Annotated in this window: 7 protein-coding genes; 3 read left to right on the top strand and 4 right to left on the bottom strand. The window is 41.3% G+C overall.

Translation table 11 applies throughout. From position 1 onward, the window contains the following. The first annotated feature begins 3 nt into the window (after nucleotides 1–3). Nucleotides 4–2,361, top strand: a complete 2,358-nt coding sequence (locus GR929_RS09015) for a glycoside hydrolase family 127 protein (protein ID WP_201300947.1) — start codon at nucleotides 4–6, stop codon at nucleotides 2,359–2,361. 203 nt (nucleotides 2,362–2,564) lie between these two features. Here the strand turns inward: GR929_RS09015 and GR929_RS09010 are convergent, their stop codons facing one another. Both GR929_RS09010 and GR929_RS09005 read right to left on the bottom strand, forming a co-directional pair. Next, entirely contained in the window at nucleotides 2,565–2,975 is a 411-nt protein-coding gene (locus tag GR929_RS09010; RefSeq protein ID WP_159518954.1) for a response regulator, read from the bottom strand. 88 nt (nucleotides 2,976–3,063) lie between these two features. Then, complete coding sequence (locus GR929_RS09005; protein WP_159518952.1) at nucleotides 3,064–4,077, bottom strand: GntR family transcriptional regulator; 1,014 nt, start codon at nucleotides 4,075–4,077, stop codon at nucleotides 3,064–3,066. A 168-nt stretch (nucleotides 4,078–4,245) separates the two neighbouring features. Here GR929_RS09005 and omp85 point away from each other — a divergent pair, with 168 nt between their 5' ends. Then, a complete protein-coding gene (omp85, locus tag GR929_RS09000; protein WP_159518950.1) occupies nucleotides 4,246–5,580 on the top strand; it encodes an Omp85 family outer membrane protein in 1,335 nt (444 codons plus the stop codon). A 182-nt stretch (nucleotides 5,581–5,762) separates the two neighbouring features. Here the strand turns inward: omp85 and GR929_RS08995 are convergent, their stop codons facing one another. Together GR929_RS08995 and nhaC are read right to left on the bottom strand one after the other, a co-directional pair. Beyond that, nucleotides 5,763–7,031, bottom strand: a complete 1,269-nt coding sequence (locus tag GR929_RS08995) for a DUF819 family protein (protein WP_159518948.1) — start codon at nucleotides 7,029–7,031, stop codon at nucleotides 5,763–5,765. A 48-nt stretch (nucleotides 7,032–7,079) separates the two neighbouring features. Further along, a complete protein-coding gene (gene nhaC / locus GR929_RS08990) occupies nucleotides 7,080–8,543 on the bottom strand; it encodes a Na+/H+ antiporter NhaC (RefSeq protein WP_159518946.1) in 1,464 nt (487 codons plus the stop codon). A gap of 181 nt (nucleotides 8,544–8,724) precedes the next feature. Here nhaC and GR929_RS08985 point away from each other — a divergent pair, with 181 nt between their 5' ends. Next, nucleotides 8,725–14,079 (top strand): hypothetical protein, encoded by a 5,355-nt coding sequence (locus GR929_RS08985; protein WP_159518945.1) that lies wholly within the window; start codon nucleotides 8,725–8,727, stop codon nucleotides 14,077–14,079. Nucleotides 14,080–14,087 lie beyond the last annotated feature (8 nt).

The following is a 14,087-nucleotide window of genomic DNA, read 5'->3' as shown; positions in this document are numbered from 1 at the left end:
ATCATGAATATGAGATCACTATTATTACTAATTTATTTTTTTCCATTGGCGCTGTTTGCGCAAAATACTCAAGTTCAGACCTTTCATTTGTCTGATGTTCAGTTATTGGACAGCCCTTTTAAGCGGGCCATGTACACTGATATGCAGTACATGTTGGAAATGGATGTTGATCGATTGCTAGCCCCCTACTTACGCGAGGCAAGATTAGATCCAAAAGCTGAAAGCTATACGAATTGGGAAAACACAGGGCTTGACGGACACATTGGAGGTCACTATCTGTCGGCTTTAGCAATGATGTATGCAGCTGCGGGTGATGAGCGAATGAAAGAACGAATGGACTACATGATCAGCGAGCTGAAGCACGCACAGGATCAGCATGACGACGGTTATTTGGGGGGAGTGCCCGGTGGACGAGCCATGTGGGAGGAAATTGCTGATGGCCATATAAATGCCGGTTCATTCAGCTTAAATAAGAAGTGGGTACCACTTTACAATATTCATAAAATATACACGGGCTTGCGCGATGCCTATTGGTACGGCGATAGTGAAGTAGCAAAGGAAATGTTGATCAAGCTCACCGACTGGGCTATTCAATTGGTGTCAGGTTTAAGTGAAGAGGAGATTCAAGATATGCTCCGTAGTGAGCATGGTGGATTGAACGAGGTTTTTGCGGATGTAGCTGTAATTACGGGTGAGGAGAAGTACCTGGAATTGGCTCGTCAGTTTTCGCACGACTCTGTCCTGGACCCATTAATGGAACATGAAGATCACCTGACTGGCATGCATGCCAATACCCAGATTCCTAAGGTGATCGGTTACAAGCGGATTGCTGATGTAGAAGGAAACGAAGAATGGGCAGAAGCTGCACGTTTCTTCTGGGAAACAGTAGTTAAAAACCGGTCGGTGTCGATTGGCGGCAACAGCGTGCGGGAGCATTTCAACCCGGTCGATGATTTTTCGACCATGATTACCAGTGAGCAGGGACCGGAAACTTGCAATACATACAATATGTTGAAATTAACCAAGCTGTTGTTCTTGTCTGATCCAAAAGGAGAATACATGGACTATTACGAGCGGGCTTTGTATAATCATATTTTATCTACTCAGAATCCTGATCATGGAGGCTTTGTCTATTTCACCCCCATGCGGCCGGGGCATTACCGGGTGTATTCGCAACCTGAAACGAGTTTCTGGTGCTGTGTCGGATCTGGCTTGGAAAACCATACCAAGTACGGCGAAATGATTTATGCTCACAGCGGTGATGACTTGTATGTCAATTTGTTTATTCCTTCAAAATTAACTTGGGAAGAAAAACAAGTGGAGGTCGTTCAACAAACCGATTTCCCTGATCAGGAAACAACTCAACTGACGGTTAATCCAAAAGAAAAGCAGGCGTTTGCTTTAAATATTCGCTATCCGTCGTGGGTAAAAAAAGGAGAATTGAGTTTTACGGTAAATGGGAAAGCGATTAATTATTCGGGGCAACCGGGAGAATACGTAACGATTAGCAGGAATTGGGAAAAAGGCGATGTAGTCGAAGTAAAAATGCCCATGCATACTCATTTGGAACAATTGCCTGATGGCGAGAACTTCTACACGATTTTGCACGGACCGATTGTGTTGGCCGCCAAAACAGATACAACCGATATGCAAGGCCTGTATGCCAATGATAGCCGGGGAGGACATATCGCTCACGGCGAGAAATATCCGTTGCAGGATATGCCGGTGATCATTAGCGAATCGGATGCAGTCGTTGGTGAAATTCATCCTGTTGCTGGAGAGGCTTTAACTTTTACTATTGATAATCTGGAACCGAAAAAGTATGCCGATCTGAAATTAATTCCTTTTTTCCGCCTGCATGAATCCCGCTATGTGATCTACTGGCAGGTTGAAACAGCAGAGAAGTATGAAAATCAGCAGCAAGAGTTAGCTGCAGAAGAAGCTGCCAGGCAGGAGCTGGCTGACAATACAATTGATATGGTTTTCCCGGGAGAACAGCAGCCCGAATCGGATCATTTTATTGAGAGTGAAGATTCGCAGATTGGCGTGAACCAGGGACGTCATTGGCGCGACGCCAAAGGATGGTTTAGTTACCAATTGAAAGACGAGAAGAAGCAAGCCAGAAAATTACGTGTCATGTATTTTGGGCTGGATAGCAATCGTCATTTTACTATTGTCGTGAATGGTGAGCTGATTGCTGAAGTTCATCTTGATGGAAGCAAAGGCTTTGAGTTTTTTACAGAAGACTATGCCATCCCGGCTGAAATCGCTGGGCAATCCGATGGTAAGTTGAGAGTTAAGTTTGAAGCAAAGGAAGGCTCAAGCGTTGGTGGTGTGTATGAAGTGCGCTTGATAAAGTGACAAATCTGCAATTTCAGGCTTGTCTTTTTCAATAAACCTTATGCTTGAAATAACCATGGGGCGAACAAAATGAAAGCCTGGTTGCTGAAAGATTAAAGATGAGCCAAGAGATGCTTCACACATAATAAAAGCCTGATGAGAACAATTATGTTGCATTCCATCAGGCTTTTTATTTCATTATAAATCGCTTATCCTAATTCGTACTAGGAACTTGATTGAGTCACATTTTTCAGCGGACATCTTTCCGGAGCGTATTTGGCTATAATGTCAATTAGAACCTGTCTTCGGATTGGTTTTGAAATATAGTCGTCACAACCTTCTTCAAAAGCTTTCCTTTTGTCCGACTCCATGGCATAGGCTGTTTGCGCTATGATTGGCAGGTTGGGGCGAAACTTTTTAATTTCATTCGTTGCTGTGTAGCCGTCCATTACCGGCATTCGGATATCCATGAGTACTTGATCGAAATGCGGATTTTCCTGGCACATTTTCACAGCACTCAAGCCATCTTTGGCTCGATACAGTTTAATGTTGAATTCGCTGAGAGATTCGACAAGATACAAGAAATTAAACTCCTCGTCTTCGGCAACCAATATGTGAATTAGATTTTCGGACATACTTATGCTTTCTGTTGTTAATATTAAAGCGCTTTGAATATACTGGATTCAATTGTTATAGCCAATTTTTGGACAAAAATAGTTCGAATTAGAGGGAATTTCTACGAATGAAATCGAAAGGACTTTTGATTCGACGGAAATTCTGGCTGAGAATCATTTCAGCAGCGAGCTGTCCAATTTGGTTGTGATTGGTTGAAATGGTTGAGATGCCGTCATTCAGTAACTCTTTTACCGGACTTTCGTTGTAAGAGAGAATGCCAATATCTTTTCCGGCAATCCAATTCTTGAGTTTGATAAATTTTAAAAGCTCAAACAAATCATTGTCCGAAATCAGAATATAAGCTTCGTTTTGCTTAATGTCTTTATGTTCCAGCGAGTCAAAAATTTCGCAATTAAAATGATGAATTTGACTGAAGATAGTAAATCCCCGACTAATGAATTGCGAATAATATTCATTCTTCGGGAAAACAAGATTCAGCTTTTTGTATTTCTTTAATAGATCAATTGCTTCACCCAAAGCATTCAAAATATCTTTGTCGTACTCCTGATAAACTACCGGATAGTTTTTTAATTCATCCAGATTTTTGTCAATAATTAAAACTTTTTCCTTCGGAATTGTTTTGATGACCTGGCTAACATTAGCCTGTTCATTTCTGAAATGTGGTAGGATAACAAAGTAGTCGTAATTGGTGAGGTTATTGTTGATAATGTTTTCAAACTCTGCAATATCATAGTTGTATATGAACACATCCACACTGCCTTTAGCTCCAACTGTATTTACAAATGACGAATATAAACTCCTTTTGTAGTTGCTCAGTTTGTTGAAAATCAGGGCAATCTTAAGTTTTCGGCTTACTGTTGTTTTATTCACGTAGTACCCTTTGCCTCTGACGGCTAACAAAACTCCCTTTTTTTTAAGATGAACGTAAGCTTTTTCTACCGTATCTCGGGAAAGCAGCAATTCTTCGCTTGTTTCGTTGATGGATGGAATCCGTTGACCATGTTTGAATATTCCGGCTTCAATATCTGAAATGATAAGCTCTTCCACCTGTTTGTATTTTGGAACTTCAGAATCAGAATCTATCCTGGAAAATTGAGTCATTGTTTTTAGATTGCAAGAGTTAAGTTGTGCACGATCAAAGTGTAAAAATAAGAAATCCATCATTCAACCGAAGTATGTCTTCAAATAATTTATCGAAGCCGATTTCACGAATAGTAGGTTTAAGCTAAAAAAGAGGTATTTTCGTTCAATACGAACAATTAGACTGAAATGAAATCATATCAAATCCTGTTTCTGCTTCTTTTAATTCGCGTATCGGTTTTCTCTCAGAGCGGAAAAAATGAACAAACAATAAAAAGCGGATGGAACTTTGGAGCATTGCCGGCAATTACTTTCGATAACGATTTGGGCTTTCAGTACGGTGCTTTTGTTAATTTATTCGATTATGGCGATGGCAGCCGTTACCCAAACTACGGACATTCTCTTTATCTCGAGGTATCGCGCTACACAAAAGGCAGCGGCGTGTATCGGTTTTATTACGATTCTGATCAATTAATACAGGGAGTTCAGACGTCAATGGACCTGAGTTATTTAACCGATCAGGCTTATGACTTTTATGGATTTAACGGCTACGATGCCGTCTTCAATAAAAATTGGATTGATGAAGATGCTGCTGATTACAGAACACGGATGTTTTATAAATACGACCGTAATTTATTTCGTTGGAAAATTGACTTGCAGGGAAAAATAACCAACGAGCGGGTTCGTTGGATTGCCGGTTTTAATTTCCTGAATTTTAAGATTGACAAGGTCAACCTGGAAAAATTAAATGAAGGGAAAAGTGGTTCTGATGTTTTGCCTGATGTGCCCGGCTTGTATGAACACTATATTGATTGGGGCATTATAAAAGAGGAGGAAGCTGATGGCGGTTTTGTGCCAACTTTTAAAGGTGGTTTGGTTTGGGATACCCGCGATAATAAGCCCAATCCGATGAAAGGCATTTGGGCTGAAGCCGTATTGTTGATATCGCCAAATATTTTGGGAGCTGAAAGTTCTTTTTCGAAATTGAGTTTGACCCATCGTCAGTATTTTACAATTATTCCGGACGATTTATCCCTGGCTTATCGGATAGCATGGCAAACAACCTTATCGGGCGATGTGCCTTTTTATTATCAGTCGCAGGTAATCACTTCTGTTATGAAAGGAGCTACATCCGAAGGGCTGGGCGGCTCAAAAACGCTTCGGGGAATACGAAGAAACCGAGTGGTTGGTGATGGCTTCCTTCTCGGAAATGTTGAATTACGTTGGAAGTTTGCCCGTTTTCAACTTCTAAATAATAATTTCTACCTCGGACTAAACGGTTTTTTCGATTTTGGCCAGGTAACCGACAAGATTGAATTTGTCAATCCTCTTTCTCCCGAGATGTCATCGATTCGATATGGTGATTATTTTAAAGATCATGCAGAACAGATGCATATTTCCTATGGCGCAGGTTTGCGAATTGCCATGAATCAGAACTTTATCATTGCACTGGATTATGGAATAGCAGCCGATGAACGGGATGGCGATTCCGGATTCTACATGGGACTGAATTATCTCTTTTAATAATAATATGAAGGTCTGCACATTTACCAATAGAGGCCTTCATGCTGTCAAGTGTTGTCATTCCTTATTGGTTCGATGACAATTTAAAGACTGCCTTACTGACCATTAAATGACTTAAGACGACCTTCGGTAAACTCATGGATATTCAATTTCGTAGTTGTATTGACCTAGTTATTAAAACATTAAAACCCACTCAGAAAGTAAGCGATGGCAACACCAATATAATTTCCAAAGGCGTAGCCCAAAATACCAACCGTCAGGCCGGAAATAATAATCTCTTTGTTTTTTAAAGCTCCGGCAACAACCGGGACAAATGGGGGAGAATAGGTGAGGGCAGTGATGGTAATTATCGTTGTATCGGAGTCTATTTTAAAGATCCACGACAAGAAAACATGGATAATCATAGATCCGAAAACAGCTATTGCAACAAATAGGAAGAGATGCAAGAAATCGATCTGAAACATACTGCTCAGATCGCCCATACTTGCTACTACCAGAGAAAACACAATAATAAAGTACATTCCAAGCTGAAAGGTGTTTTTAAGATGGTTGACAATTTTTATGGAGCTGAAAATAAGTCCCAGCGTTGTGATGGATAAAATGACAGTCACCATTTGAGCTGATTTTGGCACGAGCAAACTGAGCCCGCCTGATATCGCGAATATTACAATTGATAGACCCAATGCTTTTAGCAAATGGATTACTCCATTTTTAGTCAGCATTTCGGTATAGTTATCCATACTCTCATCTTTAATATCAATTTCTTGACTACGTTCTTTTGGTGAATATTTGAAACGCGGAAGAAACAAGTTGAATACCTGTTGGGCTACGGTCATTAAAAAGGTCAGACAGATGGCTCCAAGCATCATGTCGTAGGTATGAGTCAGAATGAATACGTTGGGACTAACATCAACTGCGGTGCTGATGGCTGCAAGGTTTGGCGTGCCTCCAGTGTAAATTCCAACCAACATACCCGAGACTTTCCATGCTTCAGCTATGTCACTTTTAAATAGGAAGAAACCAGCGAAAATTACAATTAGCAACGATACCATGGCTAAAATAAGCGAGAGTAAAGCGCCTCTGGCTTGTTTTAACCACTGCCTGATATCAAGCGAAAACAGCAGCAGTGGGATCGCGAGCGGAATGACAATGGTGATGATGATATCTTGAATGCTGGCAACATGGTTCGCAAGAAGGTCTTTGGGAGAAATTAATCCCTGAGCTAATAATTCGCTTGTTTGTTCCTGTGGAAGATTGGTTTTTCCTGCCAGAATTGTTTTAAAGGCAACTGATGCTCTGGGTAAAATACCAATATTACCAGTAATTAAACCGATGATGTAGGCCAGAACTACTGCTCCAATCTTATTCAATAATTTTGAAATTTGCGTCAGATACAGCAGAAGAATTGGTAGACCAAAATAAAAAACAATCAATACAATCCCTGGAATCATAACGTAGCCGGATTAGTTAGTACGCGATCAAATATAGAAAATGTTTCGTCATTTGATTTTTGTCGATGGTTCAGGCTTGCCAGAAGTCTTATCAAATCGTCGGATTTTAATATTGAGATAAGCCATCAGAATACTCATAAACGGGCTGATAATATTGAAAAAACAATAAGGGAGATAATCAAAAGTGGCGACACCCAGTACCCTTGCTTGTGTTGCTCCTCCGGTGTTCCAAGGGATAAGAACTGACGTGACCGTTCCGGCATCTTCAAGCGTTCGGCTAAGTACTTCGGGTTTCAAGCCTTTATCTTCAAAAGCTTTGCGGTACATTCGCCCGGGCACAACAATCGAAATATATTGGTCTGATGCTGTTGCATTGAAAAACAAACAGGTTCCGGCAGTTGATGCCACTAAAGATCCGGTCGATCTGGCCATCTTCATAATTGGGCGGGTAATTCGTGAAAGGAGTCCGCCGGCTTCCATAATTCCTCCAAACACCATGGCCGAAAGAATTAGCCAAATCGTGTCCAGCATTCCGCGCATCCCGGTAGTGTGCATCAACCGGTTCACACTGTTATTCGAAGTTGAAATGGATACTTCTCCAAACATCGATTGCATAAAGCTGATATACGAAGCTTTGGTGTATTCAATTCCTTGTCCGGCTATTTCCTGAATAATTACAGGTTGAAAAACCACAGCTGCCATTCCGCCTAACAAGGTTCCAATCATTAACGATGGGATGGGAGGAACTTTTAGAATGATGATAACGAAAAGAATAACTGGCACTACAAATAACCAGGGCGTTGTGTTGAAAGATTCTCCAATGACTGATTTTACTTGCTCAACATCAGAAACCGTTTCGCTAAAATTGTAATTAAACCCAATAACTAAAAACAAAATCAGTGTAATGAGCATGCTTGGAACAGTGGTCCACAACATGTACCGGATGTGGGTAAATAAGTCGGTTCCAGCCATGGCCGGTGCAAGATTTGTCGTGTCACTCAGGGGCGAAATTTTATCACCAAAGTAAGCTCCCGAGATGATCGCTCCAGCAACAACCGGATTGCTAATTCCAATGGCATTGCCAATTCCCAGTAAAGCCACTCCAATTGTTGCAATCGTTGACCATGAGCTCCCGGTTGAAACGGAAACTAATCCACTGACGACGACCGCTGTAAATAAAAAAAGTTTTGGGTTAATAAGATCTAGCCCGTAGTAGATCATTGTGGGTACAATTCCGCTAGCCATCCAGGTTCCTGCCAGCGAACCAATAAGCAGAAGTATGAGCATAGCCGGCATGGCGGACCCAATCGTTTTTACAACTTGCTTGCTTGTCGATTCCCATTTTTGTCCGTTTCGCCTGACAATTATACCTGCAACAGTTGCAGCCAGCAACAAAGCTATTTGGTTCGATCCGGCAAGTGTATCTTCAAAAATGAATACATTAAGGGTGAGTAGTATGATCAAACAAATAATAGGAAGCAAAGCTTCGGCCAGGTTGGGAGTATTTTTCATAAAACAATATTGGGAGGCATTAATTAGTTATAAATAACGGAATAAAAGATAAAATTGTGAAATTTGGGGGTAACATTTAGACCTCTTTGAGGGATATATACTAATATTGGAGGATTATTTCCAGATTTGTTACAAAAGTCACATCTTTGAAAGGGGTGAATCAACGTTAAGAAATAGGTGTGTGACTCAGGAATTAAAAGCTATGCGGATCAAATTGAATAAACTTTTCAGTTATACTTTTATACTATTAACAACAATTGTGTTCTCGCAGGAGGCATTTGCAAAATCAGATGACTTTTTTGTTGTTACCGGCCGTTTAAGTACCGATGATGGTAATAATGAAGAAATTCAGGTTCAGATAACTAAAAACGGTGTCGAACAACAGCTTTTTACGCCACCCAAAAGTGGCCGTTTTCGATTCGAATTTGAATACAATAACCAATTTGATGTGACCTTTTATAAAGATGGCTATTATAAAAAGACGATTGTTGTTTCAACGCATGTTCCGCAAGAGGTTTTAGAGGAGAACAGCGATTTTCCTCCTTTTCAGATTGAGGTTTCACTGGTAAAGGAAATTCCTGGTGTCGATAAAAGTTTTACCAATAAGGCAGCCGGGCGGGTGTTTTACAATGCCAATATCGATAATTTTGATTCTGAAGTGTTTTTCTCCGATATTCAGTTGGAAGAGCAGGCTGAAACGGCTCGTTCACAAGAGCAGGAGCTTACCGAAGAGCAACGTGCTGCACTAGCTCAACGTGAAGCTGATTATAAACAATCGATAGCCGAAGCTGACGCTTTAATGCAAGCTCGAAAATATGAGGAGTCGCTCGCAAAATACCAGAATGCTAAAGGCTTATTTCCTGAACGGCCATATCCACGTGATCGGATTGCCGAGCTACAGGATTTAGTAAACGCACTGAAAATTGCAGAACAACGCCGCCGCGAGGCTGACAAGGAATATTATGCCAAAATAGAGCAGGCTGACAACTTGATGACGCAAGAAGCTTATGAGCGTGCGAAGGCGGCCTACGATGAAGCTTTGATCTTGAAGCCGGAAGACTCCTATTCGCTGGGGCAAATAGCGAAAGCGAATGAGATGATCAAGCAACGCGAAATTGATTTGCAGTACAATCAGGCTATTTTCGATGCTGAAAACTTTTTTAATACGGGCGAGTTTGATCGGGCAAAAGAATCTTACCAACTAGCTCTTCAGCTCAAACCAGACGAATCCGCTTACATTAATGCCCAAATACAAAAGGTTGATAATGAAGTTGCACGCTTGGCTGAATTAGCACGAAAAGAGCAGCAATATAACAGCTATATGGAAGACGGAGAGAAGGCTTTGCGTCGCGAAAGATACAACGACGCTTTGATTGCTTTCCGGCAGGCATTAAATAATAAACCAGACGATTCACTGGCGACAGAGCGTATCGGAGAGGTTGAGAATATCATGCTGCAAATTGAGACTAAAGCACGCTATGACGAACAAATCCTGAATGCTGATCAGGCTTTACGCGACAAAAATTTAGCGCTTGCAAAATCACTTTATACCGAAGCTTTATCTCTTATCCCTGATCAGGATTATCCAAAAGAGAGAATTAGTGAGATCGACCAGCAGTTGGCCTTACAGGAAAAGTTTAAGCAGCTTGTCAATCAGGGCGACCAGTTTTTAGCTGCACAAAATTACGAGCAAGCTAAGCAGGTTTTCGAACAGGCGCTGCAGATCCAGGAAGATTCATCGGTCAGGGAAAGACTAGGGGAGGTTGAAAGCCAGCTTGCGCGTATTGCCTTGGATAACAAGTATGCTGATTTGTTGAAACGCGCTGATGCGGCCAAAGCAAACGAAGAATATGAACTTGCAAAAACGCTTTATAACGAAGCTTTGGCTTTAAAAGATGAAGCATATCCGACTCAGCAAATTCAGCAAATTAACAACGAGTTGGCTCGTATTGAAGCTGAAAGGCAATTGGAACAACAGTTTAATGAGACACTAGCCAACGCGGAATCCGCTTTTGCAAGAGAAGATTATCTTTCAGCGTTGGACGTTTTTAAAGTAGCTTTAGCCTTGAAAACTGATAACCAGTTGGTTAAGGATCGCATTAGTCAAACAGAAGAAATGATCCTCCAGGTACAGAAAAAGCAGCAGTATGATGATGTAATGGCTGAGGCTGCACAGGCTTTTGACAGAAATGAATTGGAGCAAGCAAAAGCTTTGTATCAACAGGCATTGGAGATTCTTCCCAATGAAACGCTACCTCAGACTCAACTATCGATAATTGATCAACGGATAAAAGAAGAGCAAGAAAGACTGGCTGCACTTGAACGGGAAAGACAGCGAAATTATGAAACAGCCGTTCAACGAGGGGATAGTTTGTTGGACCTTGACGACTATGAGCCAGCCAAAGCCGCTTATCAAAGTGCGTTGTCAATCAAACCTGAAGAGAGCTATCCGAAAGAAAAGATTGCAGCGATCGAAGGTCTTGTTGCCCAGTTGGAACGGTTAACTGCGGCGTATAATAAGGCCATCGAAGAGGCGAATCGATTAGCAGAGCGGGAAAATTACGAGCTGGCGAAAGAAAAGTATCAAGAAGCACAACAGTACCTTCCAAATGAAGAATATCCGAAACGTCAGATTGCGCAAATTGATGAAATTTTGGCGCAAATTGCCGCGGAAAAGAAAAGGGAAGCCGATTTTCAGGCAGCTGTTCAGGCAGGAGATTCTCTGTTCGTTCTTGAAGAATATGAGTCTTCCAAAGCAAAATTTCAAGCTGCTTTAACAATTAAATCCGGAGACAATTATCCGAAGCAAAAGATAACTGAAATAGATCAAATTTTAGCTGAACTGGAGCGACAGCGGATCGCGGCAGAAGTTACTCGCAAGGCATATGAAGAAGCTGTTCAGCGAGCTGATCAGAAACTGGCACAGAGGGAATATTCGGCTGCTAAATTCGACTATGAAGAAGCCCTGAGCTTATTGCCTGAAGAAACTTATCCGAAAGAGCAGATTGCTGAGATTGCCAGACTCGTGGCTCAGGAAAAGGAGCAGGCATACCAGAAGGCGATTGCCTCAGGCGACCAGCTGTTTCAAAGTGAAACATACAGCGAATCAAAAAGCGCTTATAACGATGCATTGAAAGTTAAGCCTGAAGATTCGTATGCTTTAGCTCAAATTGAAAAGATTACAGGCCTATTGGAGCAACTGGCTCAAGATCGCTTGCAGCGCCTGAAGATGGAAAAGGAGTATAACGAAAAGCTCAAGGATGCTGAGTTGTTGTTTAATAATTCTCAGTTTGTTGAGGCCAAAGGAAAGTATGAACAAGCAAGTACTATTAAGCCCGACGAAGAATATCCGGTAGCTCAAATCGCAAAAATTGACAGCTTACTGGCCGATCTTCAAAAACGAAAAGAAATTGATCAGGAATATACCCAGTTAGTTCGTCAGGCACAAAATGCGTTTAATAGCGACTTACTTCAAGATGCCTTGTCGTTATATGAAAAAGCGGCTTCACTTAAGCCGGAAGAAGTATTGCCGAAAAAACGAATTCCCGAAATTAAAACAATTATTGCTCAGCGAGAGGAATTAGCGCGTTTGAATGCCGAGGAAGAAGCACAACGTCAGGCAATTTTAAAAGCTCAACAAGAAAAGTATGATGCCGCGCTGGCCAATGCTCAAACTGCATTTGACGATCAGGAGTATTTAAAAGCCAGGGATTTTTATGTTGAAGCACTTAATATTTTTGCCGACGAACAATTTCCGAAAGACCGGATTGAACAGATTAACCTTTTGATTGAGCAACAAAAACAGGCACAATTAGAACAAGAACAGCAGGCAATCCAGGATTCGATAAAGAGGATGCAGGAGTTAGCTTATGAGCGCGCCTTTGCTGATGCCGAGCAATTTGAACAAGAAGAAAAATTTGAATCCGCAGTAAGTAGTTTTGTTAAAGCGAAAGAGATTCTACCCTCCAAAGCACCAATTGTAAATGCCAGGATTGATCAGGTGCAGGAGAAAATGCGACAAAAGCAGGCGTTGGAAGCAAATTATGCTGCGGCCATAAAAGAAGCTGATAAGCTGTTCGATCAGGAAGAATGGAGCGGTGCTCAGGTGAGGTATGAAGAAGCATTGACCTACAAGCCGGAGGAAGCTTATCCGAAAGAGCGTATACAGTTTATTAACGATAAGTTGGGCGATATTGAAAATCGTTATGCCGAAGCAATTCGGGAAGCGGACCAATTATTTGGTTCAGAAAGTTGGGTCGAAGCCAAAACAAAGTACAACAGAGCGTTGGCTTTAAAACCGCAAGAGCAATATCCGATTGATCAAATTAAAGAGATTGACTCTCGATTAGCTCAAATCCAATTGGCTGAACAAGAGGCTAAACAAAAAGAACAGGCTTATCTGAACGCAATTGCAAAAGCGGAAGAAGCATTTGTGGACGATCAGCTGACCATGGCAATAGCAGGTTTTGAGAATGCCAAAATCATTAAGCCGGAAGAAACCTATCCGGATAAACGAATTGCTGAAGTCAATGCGCTGTTAGCAAAAAGAGCCCAACAAGCTGAAACGGCAAAGCAACTTCAGGAAATTGATCAACGCTACCAAAATGCGATTGATATAGCTGACAGGGAGTTTAGATCGAAAAACTATGAGGAGGCGAAAGTTAGTTACCAAGGTGCACTGGATATCAAACCAAACGAGAAGTACCCGACAGAACAACTTGTCTTAATTGAGAAACTGCTTGCCGAACGGGAGGCTTTAGCGGCGATTCCTCAAGTGCAGCCCGAAGAAAAAGCCGTTGTTGAAAGTGCTCCGGTTGTGGCGTCAAGTCCCGGTGATCAATATGATTCATTTATTTCATCGGCTGACGAGAGTTATAATCAAGATGATTACAAAATAGCCCAATATTTTTATCAGAAAGCATTGACCGAGCGACCAGATGAATCCTACCCGAAGGAACGACTGTCTGAAATTTCAGATAAAATCAATCAGTCGATGAATAAAAATGAGCTGGCAGATTACGATAATGCCATTCAGAAAGCAGATGAAGCGTTTGCCGGAAAACAATATAATATTGCTAAGTTTTATTATTACAAGGCACTGGGCGTAAAATCATGGGAACAATATCCAAAAGATCAGATTCAAGAGATTCAGCGTTTGACCAATTCGCTGCTATCGCAAATAGAAGAAAAGAAATACCAAGACCTGATTGCCAAAGCGGATGAAGCATTTATCATGAAGCATTATGCTGTTTCCAGAGGGTATTACAACCAATCACTTTCCGTTAAACCAGAGGAGCAATATCCTAAAATTCGTTTAAATGAAATTTCAGACTTGGTAAAACAGGAGTTAGCGGATGCTGATAATGAAGAATATCAGCAGTTGATTGCAGATGGAGATCAGGCAATGACATCCGGCAATTACAGCGTAGCTCGTTTTTATTATCAAAAGGCATTAGGTTTAAAACCCAACGAGAATTATCCGAAAGACCAACTGAAAGCAATTAAAGAAAATTTAAGTAGCAGTGACGCGAATTAAGAGGAATG

The organism is Sunxiuqinia indica (genome assembly GCF_009847015.1).
Taxonomy (GTDB): domain Bacteria; phylum Bacteroidota; class Bacteroidia; order Bacteroidales; family Prolixibacteraceae; genus Sunxiuqinia; species Sunxiuqinia indica.
The sequence above is the reverse complement of the archived record's forward strand: the minus strand, read 5'-3'. Positions and strand labels throughout refer to the sequence as shown.

What these genes read in the sequence shown, in the direction of transcription:
- nhaC (WP_159518946.1), bottom strand. Translation starts at nt 8,543, where the DNA reads ATGAAAAATACTCCCAACCTGGCCGAAGCTTTGCTTCCTATTATTTGT.
- GR929_RS09010 (WP_159518954.1), bottom strand. Translation starts at nt 2,975, where the DNA reads ATGTCCGAAAATCTAATTCACATATTGGTTGCCGAAGACGAGGAGTTT.
- GR929_RS09005 (WP_159518952.1), bottom strand. Translation starts at nt 4,077, where the DNA reads ATGACTCAATTTTCCAGGATAGATTCTGATTCTGAAGTTCCAAAATAC.
- omp85 (WP_159518950.1), top strand. Translation starts at nt 4,246, where the DNA reads ATGAAATCATATCAAATCCTGTTTCTGCTTCTTTTAATTCGCGTATCG.
- GR929_RS08995 (WP_159518948.1), bottom strand. Translation starts at nt 7,031, where the DNA reads ATGATTCCAGGGATTGTATTGATTGTTTTTTATTTTGGTCTACCAATT.
- GR929_RS09015 (WP_201300947.1), top strand. Translation starts at nt 4, where the DNA reads ATGAATATGAGATCACTATTATTACTAATTTATTTTTTTCCATTGGCG.